This is a genomic window from Streptomyces sp. NPDC048825, from assembly GCF_043198355.1.
Classification (GTDB): domain Bacteria; phylum Actinomycetota; class Actinomycetes; order Streptomycetales; family Streptomycetaceae; genus Streptomyces; species Streptomyces xiangluensis.
The window spans coordinates 64,522-81,518 of sequence record NZ_JBICUR010000001.1 but is presented as its reverse complement, the minus strand read 5'-3'; the positions used below and the strand labels follow the sequence as shown (position 1 = coordinate 81,518).

General features: G+C 68.3%; 14 protein-coding genes and 1 pseudogene. 12 read left to right on the top strand and 3 right to left on the bottom strand.

What is annotated here, in order from left to right:
- Positions 1-28: 28 nt before the first annotated feature.
- The 3 genes from ACGFNK_RS00335 to ACGFNK_RS00325 all read left to right on the top strand — a co-directional run bounded on the left by ACGFNK_RS00335 (position 29) and on the right by ACGFNK_RS00325 (position 2,188).
- Complete coding sequence (locus ACGFNK_RS00335) at positions 29-1,216, top strand: helix-turn-helix domain-containing protein (RefSeq protein ID WP_393410395.1); 1,188 nt, start codon at positions 29-31, stop codon at positions 1,214-1,216.
- A 406-nt stretch (positions 1,217-1,622) separates the two neighbouring features.
- On the top strand, positions 1,623-2,006 hold the full coding sequence (locus ACGFNK_RS00330; protein ID WP_393410393.1) for a hypothetical protein: 384 nt from the start codon (positions 1,623-1,625) through the stop codon (positions 2,004-2,006).
- Complete coding sequence (locus ACGFNK_RS00325; protein ID WP_393410391.1) at positions 2,003-2,188, top strand: hypothetical protein; 186 nt, start codon at positions 2,003-2,005, stop codon at positions 2,186-2,188. Before ACGFNK_RS00330 ends, ACGFNK_RS00325 begins: the two co-directional genes overlap by 4 nt.
- Positions 2,189-2,401: 213 nt before the next feature.
- Here the strand turns inward: ACGFNK_RS00325 and ACGFNK_RS00320 are convergent, their stop codons facing one another.
- From ACGFNK_RS00320 to ACGFNK_RS00310, 3 genes are all read right to left on the bottom strand, one after another.
- Entirely contained in the window at positions 2,402-2,788 is a 387-nt protein-coding gene (locus tag ACGFNK_RS00320) for a hypothetical protein (protein WP_393410389.1), read from the bottom strand.
- A gap of 41 nt (positions 2,789-2,829) precedes the next feature.
- The gene (locus ACGFNK_RS00315; RefSeq protein WP_393410387.1) at positions 2,830-4,938 is read right to left on the bottom strand and encodes a hypothetical protein; all 2,109 of its coding nucleotides are present in this window, start codon (positions 4,936-4,938) and stop codon (positions 2,830-2,832) included.
- A gap of 270 nt (positions 4,939-5,208) precedes the next feature.
- Positions 5,209-5,940: a BTAD domain-containing putative transcriptional regulator gene (locus ACGFNK_RS00310; protein WP_393410384.1), complete on the bottom strand. Its 732-nt coding sequence runs from the start codon at positions 5,938-5,940 to the stop codon at positions 5,209-5,211.
- A 231-nt stretch (positions 5,941-6,171) separates the two neighbouring features.
- Here ACGFNK_RS00310 and ACGFNK_RS00305 point away from each other — a divergent pair, with 231 nt between their 5' ends.
- The 9 genes and pseudogenes from ACGFNK_RS00305 (at position 6,172) to ACGFNK_RS00265 (ending at position 16,972) form a co-directional block, all read left to right on the top strand.
- Positions 6,172-7,230 carry a hypothetical protein gene (locus tag ACGFNK_RS00305; RefSeq protein WP_393410382.1) on the top strand — a complete coding sequence of 353 codons (1,059 nt, stop codon included), beginning with the start codon at positions 6,172-6,174 and terminating at the stop codon, positions 7,228-7,230.
- A 534-nt stretch (positions 7,231-7,764) separates the two neighbouring features.
- Positions 7,765-8,373, top strand: a complete 609-nt coding sequence (locus ACGFNK_RS00300; RefSeq protein ID WP_393410379.1) for a hypothetical protein — start codon at positions 7,765-7,767, stop codon at positions 8,371-8,373.
- Positions 8,374-8,387: 14 nt separating this feature from the next.
- Positions 8,388-8,780 carry a hypothetical protein gene (locus tag ACGFNK_RS00295; RefSeq protein ID WP_393410377.1) on the top strand — a complete coding sequence of 131 codons (393 nt, stop codon included), beginning with the start codon at positions 8,388-8,390 and terminating at the stop codon, positions 8,778-8,780.
- A 9-nt stretch (positions 8,781-8,789) separates the two neighbouring features.
- On the top strand, positions 8,790-11,756 hold the full coding sequence (locus tag ACGFNK_RS00290; RefSeq protein WP_393410375.1) for a S8 family serine peptidase: 2,967 nt from the start codon (positions 8,790-8,792) through the stop codon (positions 11,754-11,756).
- 212 nt (positions 11,757-11,968) lie between these two features.
- A pseudogene (locus tag ACGFNK_RS00285) lies at positions 11,969-12,586 on the top strand (transposase); the annotation flags it as partial.
- The gene (locus tag ACGFNK_RS00280) at positions 12,585-12,809 is read left to right on the top strand and encodes a transposase (protein ID WP_393410373.1); all 225 of its coding nucleotides are present in this window, start codon (positions 12,585-12,587) and stop codon (positions 12,807-12,809) included. The pseudogene ACGFNK_RS00285 and the gene ACGFNK_RS00280, both read left to right, overlap by 2 nt.
- Positions 12,810-13,260: 451 nt before the next feature.
- A complete protein-coding gene (locus ACGFNK_RS00275) occupies positions 13,261-14,172 on the top strand; it encodes a sulfite exporter TauE/SafE family protein (RefSeq protein WP_393410371.1) in 912 nt (303 codons plus the stop codon).
- 492 nt (positions 14,173-14,664) lie between these two features.
- Positions 14,665-15,702 carry a transposase gene (locus ACGFNK_RS00270; protein ID WP_393410368.1) on the top strand — a complete coding sequence of 346 codons (1,038 nt, stop codon included), beginning with the start codon at positions 14,665-14,667 and terminating at the stop codon, positions 15,700-15,702.
- A gap of 331 nt (positions 15,703-16,033) precedes the next feature.
- Positions 16,034-16,972, top strand: coding sequence for an aminoglycoside phosphotransferase family protein (locus ACGFNK_RS00265; RefSeq protein ID WP_393410365.1), 939 nt, complete (start codon positions 16,034-16,036; stop codon positions 16,970-16,972).
- Positions 16,973-16,997: the final 25 nt, after the last annotated feature.

Below are 16,997 nucleotides of genomic sequence, written 5' to 3'. Positions count from 1 at the left end.
GAGTGGACGTCCCCGCATTGGAGCCTGTATGTCCGTGTACGCCGGCAGCGGCGTGGGCAAGCGCATCGCCTTCTACCGCAGCGTCGCCCGCCCCAAGATGACGCAACAGCAACTCGCTGACGCCGCATGCGTCGCCCTGGGAACCATCCGCAAGATCGAGCGCGGGGAGCGAGGCGTCACCGAGGCGACCCTCGATGCCATCGCCGCCGCCCTTGGCATCGACCCCGCCCGCCTCCGTCACGACCGGGCCGTCACGCACACTCCCGTCCACGACACACTTCCGGCACTCTCTGCTGCCATCGCCGCCTACGACATCCCCGATGACGGTCCCACCCGTCCTCTCCCCAGCCTGCAAGTCGCCGTCACCGAGGCCGCTCACTGGCGGCTCTCCGCCCAGTACACACGCCTCGCCCGCACGCTCCCCGGCCTGCTCACCGAACTGGCCCACGCCTACCATGCCGCGCCCACCCACCAGCGTCCCCAGCCGGCACAACTCCTGGTCAGTGCCTACCGCTCCGCCGATGCCGTTGCCTACAAGTTCGGAGCCTACGACCTGTCAGCGCGCCTGATCGACCTCATGCGATGGGCGGCCCCCGACGCGGGCGACCCGCTGCTCACCGCTTCCGTCGCCTACGTTCGGACCGAGACGTTCTTCGCCGCCCGCGCCTACTCCGCTGGGCTGCGCCACTTGGAGCAGGCCATGGACTCGGCCCCCGCTCCCAGCACGGTGGGCGCGATCGCGTCCAAGGGCGCTCTGCACATGCGCGCGGCCGTTATCGCTGGCCGCGCCCGCGATGCCGCGGCTGCCGAGACACACCTCGCCGAGGCCCGCAAGCTCGCCGACCAGATCCCCGAAGGTATCTACTGCGGCACCGCGTTCGGACGCGACACCGTCCGCATCCACGAGCTATCTGTCGCGGTCAGTCTGGGCGACGACCACGCAGGTCGGGCTCTTGTGATCGCTGGTGCCTGGCAGCCGCCCGCCGATATCCCAGCCGAGCGGCGCTCCGGCTTCTACATCGAACTCGCCCGCGCCCAACTGTGGTCCGGACGCCGGGGCGAGGCGTTCGAGTCACTGCAAGTCGCCCGGCGGATCGCCCCGCAGCACACCCGCGAGCACCCCTGGGTCCGTGAGGACGCCGCCACCCTCCGCCGATTGAAGCGGGCCGACTCGGAGGCTCTCACCAACTTCGCCGAGTGGTGCGCCGCCACCTGAATGAAACCCCCAACTACCCCTCGCTGGGGTACTTGTGGCCCTTCCCAGCCCTCACCATCTGTCCCACGCACAGAAACCGGCAGATGGGATCGACAATGCACCTTGTAACACGGGTACTTGCCTGGGCAGGAGCGGTGCTCTTCGGATCGCCTGCACCCAGTCCTGAACTGGGTCACACCGCGCGCAGGACAGACCTGCCGGTACTGCCGTTGGACCACCCGTCGTCCCGAACATGGGGCACCACCCTTTCCGGACCCCACCGCCGCAAGGCCCCACACTCGTGGCTACCCACTCACGCGGACGACTCCGTCACGAGTGCCCTCGTACGCGCCTACGTGCCGCCGCCCGAGGAGTGCACGCGGGCACTGGCGTCGAGGACACTGGCACCGGCAAGATCGGCAGAGTCATGGGGTTCGTCGGCCTGTACGTGCAACTGCGGCCCATCGGCGGAGGCCGGGAATGGGACGCGCGGCCCGACAACCTGCGCCCCGCCCTCCTCACCAAGGCCCTGAGCACGGGCCTCGCCCACGTCAACGCCCAGTCCAGAACAGGCGCGGCCGTGAAGGCGCACACCCCGCTCCCCAACCACTCCAGGACGGGACGAGCCGTCGCCGCAGCCCCCGAGACGCTTTCCGCCGAGTGCACTCTTGCCCAACGCCCCGACTACGCACACCTGCACACCAGTTGCCGCCAGACCGAAGACGTACCGCTGCCGCACTCCGTAGGAGTACTGCTCGTCCGCCGCTGCGGGTGCCCCTGCCACCACTGGTCCCAGGCGGGGGCGTCATGACCCTACGGGTCTGCCGACACCGCGACGAACCGATCACCGATCCGGCCGACACCGTCGAGATCGCCTACGAACACACCAACTCCGGGCCCGGCCGCACCGTATGGGCCGACCGCGCCCACGCCCACCTCGTCCGGCCCGACCCCCGAATGCTGCGCATCCGGCTACGCAGGTTGCAAGCATGAACGCGCTGCCCTGATGTCCCTACGGCGACAAGGTCCCTGGATGAAGGGGGTATCTGCAGGAATGTGACACTTCAGGCACCGAGTGTCACATTCCCGCCGCAATGGATCATCGAAGCACTGGGGCTGGGAGGCGACGCCACCGGTGGATGGCAGCGACGCCGAAGGCCGTGCTCGGATCAACTTCAAGGCGCCGCAAGGCCGGAAGTGCGTCGTTCATCCGGCTGGAGGAATTATGGAGGAGATCATCTGGCTGACCTCCTCCACGCGTGCGTTGAGATCCGCTGGCCCGAGCGTGGCAGGGGCGTCCGCTGTGTGCTGTTCGAGGCGGATGAATACCGTCCCATCTGGCCGGACCTCGATGGTGAACCCGGGCTGCCCGGGACCTGGCGCACGGCGCCGGGCCATCCAGGCGGAGAAGGCCTGGACACCCGTGGCCGTGAGGAGCAGCAGAGCCGTGATGGTGCCGGGCTCGCCGTGAAGTCCCGTCTCGGCGGGTTTGTCGGGGAGTTCGCGCACAGCGTCGGGAAGCTCCTCCTGGAGTTCCGCAAGGTCCAGGAGGTCGAGTCCCGCCATCTCGATGCTGAGGATGCTTCCGCTCACCATGAGCCCCTTTGATTGGGTGGGATCAGCGCATGCGGTGGTCAGAGGAACGGCATGACCCACCCATCGGGTCCTCCGCTCCTCACCACTCGCGGTGGGAATCCTTCGGTCTCCCACAGTCGTGCGGCTTCCCGCAGAGTGTCGTCAAAGATGAGACCGAGCTCCTGGAAGTGCTCCGCGACCACGGATTCGTGCGCGTTGAGCCCGGCGCTCAACCCGAGAAGTGTCATGTTGCGGAGCAGCGTGCTGGAACCCAGCACGCTCAGGAGGCCACGCTGGTCCATCCGATCCGCCAGCGCGTCGAGATCGGTTCCCTCCCGGGCGAAGCACAGCGCGGTCGGCCTGTAGAGCTGGTCGACGATGTTGTCCAGCTGGCCTAAGACATGGTCGCGGTTCCATCGCAGCCCCCAGTCGTTCTCGACGATCCTGCCCGCGATCTTCTGCAGGGTTTCGCTCTCCTTCAGGAGAGCGTCACGAGCGCGGAAGCCTGCGACCATCTCCTCCCGGATGCGCGCCTGGTGCTCGGGCAAGCCCGAAACTGAGCAGGCCATGACACGTTTGCCGTCACACAGGACGGCCCCTCTGGCGAGGAAGTCACCCCTGGCCGTCGCCGTGCCCAAAACGATGTCGAGTTGCAGTGAGGAACCATCGGTGCCGCCAACTGCCGTCAGCTCCTCGGAGGTTTCTCTGACGAGGTCCTCAGCGGGGATCGTCAGGATGGGCAGTTCCTTCCAGACCACGTTGAGTGCTCCGGGCGGATCGTGGGCATCGGTCACTCGCACGGGCACGGAACAGGCAGTGAGGTAAGTACGCCGTGGCGCGATCCTGTTGAACCGCTCTACAGCGAGGCTCGCGGCAAATCCGAAGGTTTCGGCGGCCGCGCTGCTCTTGATGTCCTCCCGCGCCCGCCTCATGAGACGAATGTCGCGTTCGTCCTCCGCTGCGCTGCGCAGCAGCCCAGAGCGGCGCACCCAATCGGCTCCGCCGCTGCTCAGCACGTGCTCTTCGTAGGCTCGAACATCGGCCTTCCGCACCCCTTCGAAGACCGTGATTCTTTCCTGCAGGTGATCGATGATGCGCTGCGTGCTCAGCATGCAGTCGGAGATCGGCGGCTGAACCAGCAACGCCGCAAGCCCAAGGTCGTCGTAGAAGAAGCTGCGCATATACATGAGCGACAGGTCCGTCTCGGCAAACAGACGGAAGTCCTGTGTCAGCAAGTGCCGCCAGAGACTCTTGACTGTCAGGTAGCCCAGCAGATATCCGCCGGATCCTCTTGTGAGCGGAGAGCCTGTTTTGAGTGGAGAGCCGAGCATGCTGGCTTTACGGGAGAGGGCAAGGGGGCTTGACCGTACTCGGCTCAACAACTCACCTGCGATGAGCATGATGTTGAACGGTTCGACGTGGGGACCTTGAGCAAGCCGCTCCCGCCCGGCGAAGTTGAGTGCGACTGAGTACGGCAGTGGACTCCATACCTCGCTCTGAATGCGCGATATGGCATCGAACTCGGCGAAGAGTGCCAGCCCTTCGGCAAGTGGGCGCAGTAGGGCCAGCGCGACCTGGATACGGATGACGTCGTCATGTACTGCGAGACCAAGATCGTTTCGCACGGACTCCAGCCGGGAGCCGAGGCGGGAGCGGGGATCCTCGACCGCTGCGCGGAGAAGCGGCCCGAGATCACGGACAAACTCGCCCCACAGATCGTCGGATACGTCGTTGTTGGGACGCTCGTCGATGTCGTCGCTCAGCGCGCTCAATGCATGGGCGTTCATGTCGGCACGGGCCGCGAGGAAAAGCAGAGCCTGTCCGACGTCAGAGCGGAAGCACCAGTGGTGGGTGACCTCATGGAGGAAGGTCAGCAGTTGCTCGGGCGGACCGTGACCGATCGGTCCGAGCCAGTGCCGAGGATCTTCTCGCTCTGGAGGGCACAGCCGAACCGCGTTTGTGAAGAGATCCGTGATACCTGCCCGGTCGGAGCTGTAGTGCAGAAAATCCCCCATGTGGGGAAGTCTGCGATGAAATGACGAAGAGGTCGAGACGGTACGCCCGATCGCTTTGTAACCGTCTGCTCCGGTAGCGCTCAGCAAGCCCGAGGGGACTGCAGGACGGTCATCCTCCTGTTCGAGCTCCGTCTTGGGGGCGACTTCAAGCACCGCCAACCCTCCTGAACCTGCTCGCCAGCATCGATCTGCAGGGTTCCAGTGGGGTTCGACCACCGACCTGAACAAGGCCCTGCTTTGGGACGAGGCGCTCGAAGGCACGGGCGTGGAGGGAGATCGCGGGGACGTCAGCGACGGTGCGGCCTTCGACCTGGCCGAGCAGCCCACCCAACACAGACCGTGACGGGCAGTCAGCGCGCACTGATGCTGCAGCCCTCAGGTTCGAAGCCCCTCATATCTTGATCGAATTCCCGGCGCAGGACACTAGCTCTCCGTGAGCAGTCCTCTGAGCAGCGAGGACGGCGGGGTTCCGCACTCGCGCCGCAATTGACGTACGCACGCGCGGTAGACCACAAGGGCCTGCGCGCGGTTGCCCTGGGCGAGGTGGATGGCGATCAGTTGGCGGTGTGAGCTCTCGCGGAGTGGGTCGCTGCGAAGGGCCTCGTACGCAAGCATCATGGCTGCTGCGTAGGAACCCGATCGGCAGAGGCGGATGGAACATTGCTCCAGCGCTTGAAGGCGGATCTCCCTGAGTTCCTCGCGCTCGATGGTCAGCCACTCCTCGTCCCAGGAGGGCAGCAGTTCGCCCCGGAGGTCCAGCAATCGGAGGGCCGCGTCCACGGCCGAACCTGTGCTCGCCGCCACCTGCGCGGCCACCTGCCGCAGTGCCTGTGCGTCGATCGTGATGCTGGAGTCCAGGCCAAGGGTCGTGCCCTCACGAATGATCGCCGACGTGGTCCCGTTCTCCGCCTTCCCGGCCAGTCGGTGCACCTTCGACAGCGCCGTGCGCAGGCTGCACGCGGCCCGGGGGCCGGTCACGTCTGGCCAGAGCCGTCCGGCGGCCGTCATCCGGTCCACCGGACTGGCCAGGCCGAGGAAGGCGAGCAGCCGTTGTGCAGTGCGGGGCATCGGCAGCGGGTCGTCGGCCGTGCTCAGCTCGAAGGCACCCAGCAGGGTCAGACGTCCCTGCCGCGATTGCCCGGTGGACAGTGTCAAGGGCACTGTGGGCGTCGTCCGCATCACGGAGTCCCCCTCCGACGCTGCATCGCGCGACCGGTTCTCTCCCGACCGCAGGCCGTTCGCGACGCTACCTGAACATACCCCGGGAGCAAGGCAGTTGAATGCGTGCTCACGCCACGGTCACGCGGCACTCACGCGGAGATGGCGGCCTGGTACGCCTCGGGCGGTAGACAGCAGACCCTGAATCTCCGGACCCGAGGAGGGCACATGCGCTACCAGCCCTATACCACCACCACTGCCACTACCAGGGTCACCGGTTTCCCCTACCTGAGGAGTGTCGTCCGTCCAGAGTTGGCGGAACTGCCGGATGCCGAATTCGTCGAGGCACTCGGCACGGAGTTCGGGCTCGATGCCCTGGCGGCCGAGGACTTCTTCGGCGAGCTGGGCCGTCGGCTGCCTTCGATCGGGACCGGTGCGCTGAGCGGCGCGAGCATGGGCACGGCATTCGGCCCTTGGGGCACCTTGATCGGTGGCCTCGGCGGAGCCTTGGCGGGCGGCCTGACCGCGCCGCCTGCCGCACCCACGCCCGCCCCCGCAATCGGCTCGGGACGACCGACGGTGGTACGGCGCCGAGTTCGCACCGGTACGAGCATGCGGGCCGCGCCCACGCAGGGCCAGCCCGCGCCGAACGGTGCGGTTCCCGCTCCTGCGGCCCCGCCGGGCGGAATGGCGGCGTCCTTCGCGACGTTGCTGTCCGACCCGACGGTTCAGCAGGCGCTGATGCAGCTCGCGCTCGGCCAGGGCGCCAAACCTCAGGTGGCACTGCCCGGTGGGCAGGAGGTGCCGGCCGCTGCCTTCGCCGAACTGATCCGCGAGACCGCCGACCAGGTGCTGGCCGAGCAGGAGGCACTGGGGCTCGCCGAATCTGCTGAGGATCTGCCCGAGTACCTTGCCGGGGCCGAGCGCCGTCACTCGGGCAGCAGCCTGGACCCGGCGCTGCGCGCGGCCGTACTGCTTCGGCTGCTCGACGAGCCGTACCGGAACAGGGTCACCATGCCGGTGGCCGCCGTGCCAGTCGTCCCCGTGCCCCCGTTCGGCCCCGTCGCCCAGGTGGCGCCCGGGGCTGGTCAGCCGCAGGTCGCCGCGGCCCCCGCGACCGGTGGGGCGCCCTTCAGCGGCTACCAGCCGCCCGATCTGGGAACCCAGGGCCCGACTCGCTACAACATCGACGCGGAGCGGGCCGAAGCCGAGGCGGAGCTGGCCGATGCCGAATGGGACTTCGAGCAGTCCCTCGACGACATCCTCGGCAGCGCCGAGCCCAAGTGACGAGAGCGGGAACCTCCATGAACAACCAGCTCCTGGCCCAGCTCATCAGTGCACGGGCGGCGACCGATCCACAGCTTCGGCAGCTCCTGCCGCTGCTCGGCATCGAAATGGGACCAGCCGGGCCGCTGACATCCGTGCCCCCGGTTCCTCTGCCGCCCGACCGCCCGGTCCAACCGATACCGATCCTGGTGCCGGAGCCGGTCCGGACCCCGGACCCGGAACCGGTCCGGAACTCAACCCCGGTCCCGAACTCGGCCTCGGTCCCCGACCTGCTGGCAGACCGAGGTGCCGCGTACCGCGGTATCCGTGGCGTGGAAGCGGAACTCCGCCGCTGCCACGGACTGTTGCAGCAGGCCGCTGGAGCTCTGGGTGCCTGTTCGGCCTGCCTGGGGACCGAGACGGAGTGCCGCTATTGCGCCGGGGCCGGAGTCTCCGGTGCCTTCGAGGTCGACGAGCCGTCTTTTCAGCGGCTTGTCCAGCCTCTTCTGAACCTGAACAGCGTGTGCGAACCGACGGGAGGATCTCGTGTCCGCGATGACCTTTGAGTACGAGCCGGAGGCGTACGACTTCGACTACTCCGGCGAGGACCAGTGGCCGGAGTACGAACCTGAGGCTGGGCAGAGCAAGCCGAGGCCGAGGCCGGGCAGCAAGGGGCAGTATCCCCCCACCGTGCCGGGCAAAAAGCGCCCGCAGCCTCCCAACTACATCCCGCAGCAGGCGGATCACCGCACGGTGACGCGCACTGACCTCAACAAGGCCCTCCAACGGATCGCAGCCGACATCGACCTGCTCAAGACGGGCTCCCGGGCTACGACCAGCCAGCTCAACGACCTGTCCCAGCGCACCGGCCAAGCCCTCACCAACGCCCAGCTCAGCCAGCGCCAGCAGGCCGCGCAGTTCGAGCGTGGGCTGGCCGGCGCCCGCGAAATGGGTGTTCTCGGATCCCTGTTGGGCGGCGGCGGCGGCAGCGGCGGCAATTCGTCGCTCCTGCTGCTTCTGCTGCTCGCGGATCCGGGCGGCGGACTGGGCGGCGACGGCCAGGGCCAGGGCGGCGGCCTCCTCGGCGGTGGCGGTGGCGGTGGCAACTCGTCACTCCTGCTCGCGTTGGCGTTGAGCGGCGCGCTCGGCAGTGGCACCCCCTGAGGAGGGCGGTTCGAATGGTGAATCTGATCGGGCTGATGGTCGGCCGCTCGCTCGCCCAGAAAGCAGACCTGCCGGAGGAGGAGGCAGCCAGGATCTCGTTCCTGGGTGCCGCGGCCCCGTCCCCGCTGATGGGCGCAATCCTGGTCGAGGCAGCCATACGTCGGGAGCGCCGGCCCGACGCGGCGGTCCAGGCCCCGCTGCTCCCGCCCGCCGGCTTGCGGACGGGAGACGAGGACGTACTGGAAAAGGTCCACAGAACTCAGTGGGCGCTGGGGGAATTCGAGGGGACTCTCGCCAACGACAAGGAGGATCTCCAGGCCGCGAACGACTTCTGGAACAACTTCCAGCAGGCGACCCTGCAACTGATCCACGCGGTGGAGGGCGAGACCCCGGGCCGCACCCGGTAGGCGGTTCGCATGGAGCAGATGGATCCGGGGCTGTACGAGGAGATGGCCCGTGGCCCCGACGACGAGGAGGCCGATGCCGTGCTCCGGCTCGGCACCGCCCTGGCCGACCCGGAGGGGGTGCGTGTGGTGGCCAGGTTCGGGGATGTGGTGACCGCCCGTGTGCGCCGGGCGGACATTCCCCGGATCCATGCGCTGGACGACGTGACCAGCTTCAAAGCGGCTGTGCCGGTCCGGCCCGCGGACAGCGACATCGACGGTCACCTGGCCGGGGGGAAGGGACGGGAAGAGGAAACCGACCAGGACTTACGGCCCTTGCCCTCGGATCTGTGGCGGCCCACCACCGACTGGCCCACCGGCGCGGGCACTGCCATTGCTGTCCTCGACTGGTGGTTCGACCTCGCCCATCCAGCCTTCCGGCGTCCCGACGGACGGACCCGGGTGCTGGCCTTCTGGGACCAGCGCCCGGTGCCAGGGCCGGGCCGTGTACCGTCCCGGTACGGGTACGGCAGGGTGCTGGGGGCTGCCGACATCGACCGGTGTCTGCGCTCGCCCGACCCGTATGAGGAGTTGGCCTACCGTCCCTGGGAGGGTCCCGACTCCGACGTGGGCACCCATGGCACCCACGTCGCCTCGATTGCCGCGGGCTCGCGGTGGGGCGGGGTGGCGGGCGTCGCGCCGGAAGCCGATCTGATCCTCGTGCATCTCGCGGACCGCCAGCTGGATGCGAGGGCGGGCAGAAGCGGTCTCGGCACCTCGGTATCGCTCCTGGAGGCTCTGGACTTCGCCGACCGGGTCGCGGGCGCAAGGCCCTGCGCGGTCAACATCAGCGCGGGGCGGCAGGCCGGTCACCACCGCGGGGTGACCCCGGTGGAACGGGCCCTGGATCATCTGGTGACTGCGGGACCCGGCCGGTTCGTGGCGCAGAGCGCGGGAAACTACTACCGGCGGCGGGCCCACGCCGCAGTGGAGATCGCCCCCGGCGCCGAGCGCCGCATCGACTGGCTGGTGGACCCCGGCGATCCGACCGCTAATGAGCTGGAGGCCTGGTACTCGGGCCGTGACACCCTCGGCTTCGCGCTGGTGGACCCTGGCGGAACGACCACGACGGTCCCCCTCGGCGAGGCAAAGTCGCTGACGGGACCCGACGGAACGACCTGCTGCACGGTCTACCACCGTCGGCTGGAGCCGGACACCGGACTGAACACCGTACGGATCTTCATGAACCCCCGTGCCCCGGGCGGAACCTGGCGGATCGTTCTGTACGGCGCGGATGTCGTGGACGGCCGGGTCGACCTGTGGATCGAACGGGACAGCCCACGCCACCAGAGCCGTTTCGGGCCGGGCGGCGCCGCCGGAAAGGTGACTCTGGGCAGTATCGCCTGCGGTTTCCACACCATGGCGGTCGGCGCCTACGACGCCCACTTGCCAGGCCTGCCGGTCGGGTCGTTCAGCAGCTCCGGCCCGACCGCCGACGGCCGACGCAGGCCCAATCTCCTCTGCCCGGGTGTGCGCGTGCTGGCAGCCCGTTCGATTCGGGGCCCCGGCGCCCCGTACGAGCTGGTCCGCAAGTCGGGTACGAGCATGGCCGCACCCCATCTGGCCGGTGCCGTGGCCTGTCTGTACGAGCTGTACGGGCAGGCCGGCAGACTTCTGGAGGTCAGTGAGGTACGGCGCGTGCTCAGCATGGCCTCGGTGCCGTATCCACCGGGGCCGGCAGGACCCGGAGGCCCGGGGGACCTCGATGATCACGACTCCTACCGGGCCGGTGCCGGGCGCCTGGACCTGGACCACCTGCTCGCCGCCGTAGCGACGCCGGCGAGCGGCACTGCCCCTCCCCAACGTCTTCCCGAGGAGGTCTCCATGACCGCCCTGTACCGCGCCCGACGTACCGCTGTGACCGAGGTGGAGGACACCGCCGTCCGCGCGCCTGCGCCTAACCGCTCGCCCGCCGCCCGCCTGGAGTGGCAGGACCTCACGACGATCCAGGGCGGCGACGGCGCCGGCCATCTGTACTACTTGACCACGGGCCCGCACGGCGGAGGCCCGTCCCTCTTCAACCTCAAGGTGACCAACACCAACAGGGTCATCAACTTCTCCCGCCCCGTACTGAAGGTGCGGTTGCGGGCCAAGACTGCCGACCAGCAGTCGAGGACCGTCCAGTTGGAGAACCAGCGGGGAGCGCCCTGGCTGACCATTCCCTCCAAGGAACTGGCGGACGAGAGCTCCGAGGTCATCCAGCTCCATCTCACCCATGACACGCGCCTGAGCGCGTACGACCCGGATGAACCGTTGCACTGGCTCGACGTCGAGTACCACTGGCGCGAGCCCAGTGGCACCTACTACCAGAGCACCAGCCTGGCCTTCTACCTTGTCTCCCCGATCGAAGTGCTCACCCAGCAGCGGAGGCTGACCGGGCGGCAGTCGCTGAGCAACCCGAAGGAGCACATCGAGCACTGGCACCGGTTGCTCGGCAACTCGGACCCACGGCCGCTGCCGGTCAGCCTGAATCTCACGACATCGATCACGGACACCCGCGGCGGACAGCTGACGACCAGCGCGAGCAGTACGCGGACCACGATGAAGGAGGTCAGCCGGCAGATCACCGAGAGTGCAGAGTTCAGCGCGGGCCTTACCGTCGACAAGCTCTTCAGCCTCGGCCAGAAGTTCAGCACCTCGGCCGGCAGAGGCGTCCACTGGTCCGACTCCGTCGCCCGCCAGGTCACCAGCACTGTGTCACGCAGCCGGACCTTCGCGAACACCGTCTCGCTGCAGATCGAGGTCAAGACCACCATCCCCGCGGCGCCGCAGGGCCGCACCCAAGCGCTGTACGTGTATCCCCTGCTGGACATCTACAGCGTGCCGGTGGTCGTGTACGGCGGCCAGAACGCGCTCGGACAGGCCACCCGACGCGTGCCGGAGCAAGTACCACTCGCCTTGGTGCGCAGCTGGGACAAGAAGACGATCCTGGAAAACTGAGTCCCGATGCCAATCCGAAGGGGCGGCAAGAGATCCCGGCGAGTGTGAGCGGACACGTGGCCTTCCTCCGGGACACGGCGGCCTCGTGTCCGCGGCGTGCTCGTCTGGTGGACGTGACCACCATCGTCCTGTTGCGGCGATTCCGACAGTGGCCGTCTTCGGGGTTCCCAAATACGTTCTCGGGATCCTGGGAGAGGCGGTCGCCGTCGTACATGGCCTCGGCCGTGAATTCGGTTGGAAGGAGAACTGGGTTCGGGAGAACCGGGTCCTCATGGCCATACAGCAGGAACAGGTCTGGTTCGATCACCTCATTCCGCCGTACACAGCCAACCTCAGCGAGGACGCGCGCCACTCACTTCTCGCGGTCCGGGTCGAGGCTTTCGTGCATGATTACGCGGCAGGATGGGCTGGCCGGATGGGGGAGCGCGACAAGAACGGGTTTCCTGCAGGTCGAGGGCCGCACCGTCGCTGACGTCCTGGCCTGGCGCAAGACCATCCGTCATGTCGCCATCGACATGACGGCCACCTACCGGGCCGCGATCCGCACCGGTCTGGCCGACGCCATCGTGGTCGTCGATCACTTTCACGTCGTCCAGCTCGCCAACAAGATGCTCTCCGTGGTGCGGCGCCGCACCACCGCCGAGATCCGGGGCCTGCGCGGATGGGCCGCGGACCCAGAGTGGAAGGCCAGGCGCCGACTCCTGCGCAACCGGGAAGACCTCACCGACGAGCAGTTCGCGAAGATGTGGAACCCCTTGCTCGACGAAAGGAAGAGCGGACAGCTCTTGCTGACCGCGTGGATCGCCAAGGAGAGACTGCGCACCCTCCTTGCCCTGGCCCGCACCCGAGCAAGTAAGCCATGCCCGATGGAAGTTCCTGACCTGGTGCGCGGACGCCGACATTCCCGAAGTCCGCACCCTCCCCGCCACCGTCGACAGCTGGTGGCCCGAATTCGCCGCGCTCATCGACACCGGTCACAGCAACGCCAAGAGCGAGGGCATCAACCGCGATCAAGCTCGTTGCCCGCAACGCGTTCGGGTTCCGCAACGCTGACAGTCAGCGTCTACGGACACGGTGCGTCACCACCCGCCGAGCCCGCGGACACCTTCGCACCGCTTAACTTCGAAGACCCGTTAAGGGACGAGTTGGAGCGGATCCGTCACCGGCTCAACCGCGAGGGCGGGATTGCCGGTGTACGGGGCGCGGGTCCGGATCGACCCGGACGGCACCCTCACGCTCTCGCGTGGCGGGTGGTCGGTGACCGTGGACGGACCGCCGAGGATCTCGAAGGCCCGGCCGTACGGAGCCGTTGCCGCTGGAGGTGACGCTTGCCTCACTAGGGCTGCGACGGTTGGGGAGCGCAGTGCCATCGCGGACGCGAGAGGTGCCCGGCTCCAAGGCATCTTCACATCGTTTTTAACCTCTTCTCAGCTTGCGCCTCTACAGTCGGCCGTCGATCCCTACTCAACCGGTAGGAAAGCTAGGAAAGGCGGGACGGACTCGTATGCGCACCCTGGTACTGCTCGCCTTGGCGGGCCTCGGTGCCCAACTGGTCGACGGCAGCCTGGGCATGGCCTACGGCGTGACCTCGACCACCCTGCTGCTCGCCATGGGCACCAACCCTGCCGCGGCCTCGGCCACGGTCCACCTCGCGGAGATCGGTACGACGCTGATGTCCGGCGCCGCGCACTGGCGGTTCGGGAACGTGGACTGGAAGGTCGTCGCCAAGATCGGGGTGCCGGGGGCGGTCGGTGCCTTCCTCGGTGCGACCGTGCTGTCCCAGCTGTCCACCGCGGTCGCCGAGCCGGTGATGTCGCTCATCCTGCTCGGGCTCGGGCTGTACGTGATGTCCCGGTTCACGTTCCGCGGCATGCCCAAGGGCAATCTCGGCAAGCCGCTGCGCAAGAGGTTCCTGTCGCCGCTCGGGGTGGTCGCCGGGTTCCTGGACGCGACGGGTGGGGGCGGCTGGGGCCCGGTGGGTACGCCGGCGCTGCTGGCCAGCGGGCGTATGGAGCCGCGCAAGGTGATCGGCTCCATCGACACGAGCGAGTTCCTGGTCGCGGTGGCGGCGAGTCTGGGTTTCCTCTTCTCGCTCGGCTCGCAGGGGCTCAACTGGGGCTGGGTCGCGGCGTTTCTGCTCGGCGGGCTGATCGCGGCGCCGATCGCGGCGTGGCTGGTACGGCTGGTTCCGCCGCGCGTTCTTGGGTCCGCGGTCGGTGGCGTCATCATCGTGACGAATGTCCGTACGCTGTTGAAGAGCGACTGGGTCGGCGCGTCCAGTTCGCTGAGCACTCCCGTCTACGTACTCCTGTACGCGCTGTGGGCTGCCGCCCTGACGTACTCGATCCGCGCCTACCGCAAGGAGCAGGTGGCGGAGACCGAGTCCGCCGAGGAGCGGCAGCCCGTCACGGCCTGAACTACGGGTCTTCGGTGCGTGCCCAAGCCGCCACCGCCTCTGCGCGCAGCTCGCCGGGCAGTCAGACCCTGCGCCCGGTGAGCTGCGCGACCTGAGGGACGCGGTGCGCGCCACGCTCAGCGCGAGCGGTGCGTCGCGAAGTGCCGAGTCCGTTCCTCGACGTCGGGCAGCGATGCGCGCGCAGCGCCGCCTTCGCGCCGAGGACCAGCATCCTGACGATCACCTGTTTCTTGCGAGGAGGCTCCGGCGTTCGCGCCGGGGAGGGTTCGCATCCGGGTGTCGCGGCGCGGAGGGTCGCCGCGTCAGGTTCCGGGCGCGGAGCGCCCGTACCGCAGTCGGCATCGCCGAGGGTGATGCGAACACGCGTGCCCGTGATCGCTGGTCGGGGTGGTGGCCGTGGGATCGGGGGGCGTTTGTGCTGGCCTCGCACATATGGTCCTTCGCAGGGTTCGGGACGGCACAGTGTCCCGGCCGGGACCGTGAGGGGGCGAGATGGCACAGGTGACGGCGGCTGCGGAGGTCGGGCATGCCCGGTACACCTACCGGCTGCGCGTGGCGTCCGCCGCCCGCACCGCCCTGGCAGCCGAGTGGGACCGATGCCGCTGGGTGTGGAACGAATGTGTCGCCAAGTCGTTCCGGTTGAAGGACGGCCGGCTGCACCTGGCAGGCGACATCGATGTGACCGTGGTGTGGTCGCGGGAACTGCCCGCCGAGCCGTCCTCGGTGCGTGTGTACCAGGACAGCCTCGGGCACTGGTACTGCTCGTTCGTCGTGCCCGCCCAGGCGCACCCGCTGCCAGAGACCGGCCGCGTGATCGGTATCGACTGGGGTGTGAAGGAGACCGCCACCACCACGTCCGACGCGCACGACCTCCCCCACGCCGAGCACGGCAAGAAGGCGCAGCAGAAGCTGACCCGGTACGACCGGATGATGGCCCGCCGTCAACCGAAGAAGGGGCAGGCCGGATCGAAGGGCTACCGCGAGGCGAAGAAGCTGCGGGCTAAGGCGCACAAGAAGGTCGCCAGGCAGCGTGAGGACACCGGCCGCAAGTGGGACGAGGGCAGATTTGAGAGATCAGCAACGGGGTCCGTCAGGGAGGGGAGGATTCAAGTTTCGTGTCTGCATGACAGGACAGGCCCTCTTTCCGTACCAGGTGGGGCAACTCCGACACCTCCAGACTGCGACCGGGCCGGGCCCGCCAGTAGTGCCGAACCCGTATGTGGGCGCGTGGCGTTGTCACGTCTGCGGATGACATCTGTCAGGACGGTTGCGTGGATGCCTGCGCGAACCGTGACGCGGAAGCGCTTCGACTCCACGGTTCGTCCGAATTCACGAGCGCAGTTCGGCATTTCGGGCAACCGAAGGGCGGGCCGCGCGACCACCGCACGCCTGGCGGCGCCTTACCAGGGTGTGATCCCCGCCTGCCGCTGCTGCCGCACACGCCGCCTCATGGTCGCACTGTGGCCGGCGAGCGCGAACAGGACCGGGGTCGCGGCGACGATCCCGATCCAGAGAACGATGGCGAGGTAACCGAGGGCAGACTTCCGATCGTCCCCGCTCGCAACTACAAGGAAGACAATGCTCGTCACGAGCGCAACCACCACGAAGACCGCGAAGATGACTGTGAGCCATGTGAGAATGCCGGCCCATCGCCGGTAGCTGGCACTGACCGGCCGCTCCTGCGGTGGCGCGTACCACCAGGGCGCACCGGGCATCTGGGCAGGGTGAGGGGCTGGCTGCTGATCAGACATAAGGCCCAGTTCTACTGTGCGCGGCCCCGAAACACCACCCTCACCCCCGCAGCGCGCGCCACGCCAGCGGGGCAGTGAGGGGCGGCCTGCCGCTGGCGTAGTGTGCCCGCGTGGTCGGAATACCAGAGGTGTTCGCGCGGAGCACGGTCGAGCGTGAAGGAGAGGCCGGAGCCGCGTGGCTTGCCGAACTGCACAGGATCGTGGACGAGTTGCTGGAGCGCTGGGAGTGCGTGCCCGACGGTGACGTCATGCATGGTGGGGTCGGGGTCATCGTCCCGGTGCGGCGGCGGGACGAGGGCGCCGCTGTGCTGAAGGTGTCGTTTCCGCATCCCGGCAACGTCCATGAGCCGGACGCGTTCACGGTGTGGGGCGGGCGCGGGGCCGTCCGGCTGTACGAGCGTGACGACGACCGGTTCGCGATGCTGCTGGAGCGGGCCGGGACTGCAACTCTGGCCGAGGTCGAGGACGACGACGAGGTGGTGACGGTGGCCGGGCGGCTCAGCCGCCGCCTTGCCGTCCCCGCGCCACCCGGGCTGCCCCGGCTGCGCGAGCAGGCCGACGCCTGGGAGGAGCAACTGCACAGGGACGCCAAGGAATTGCCGCACACCGTGCCGCGCCATGTCCTGGACGCCGCTCTGGTGACCGTCCGCGAACTGGGCCGCACCCAACCGGACACTGTCATCCACGGCGACCTGCACGCCCGCAACATCCTGCGCGCCGACCGCGAGCCCTGGCTGGTCGTCGACCCGAAGGGGTACGCGGGCGACCCCGCCTACGACGGCGGCACCCTGCTCAAGGCGCGCGCACTGAGGCTCCTCGAAGCGGACGATCTGCGCAAGGCTGTCCGCCGCGCGCTGGACGTGTTCGCCGAAGCCGCGGAGCTCGATCGTGAACGCGCCCGGCGCTGGGCCCAGTTCCACGTCGTCCAGGCCGCGTTCCACGGCCGCCGCCACGGATTCCGTGTCGCCCGCAGCGGACCACAATTGGAGCGGCTCATCGAATTCGCAAGCGGCCTGGCGGAGTTGCTCAGGGAACCCAGGCGAAAATGAGCAGCCGCTGAGTGTCGACTCCGGA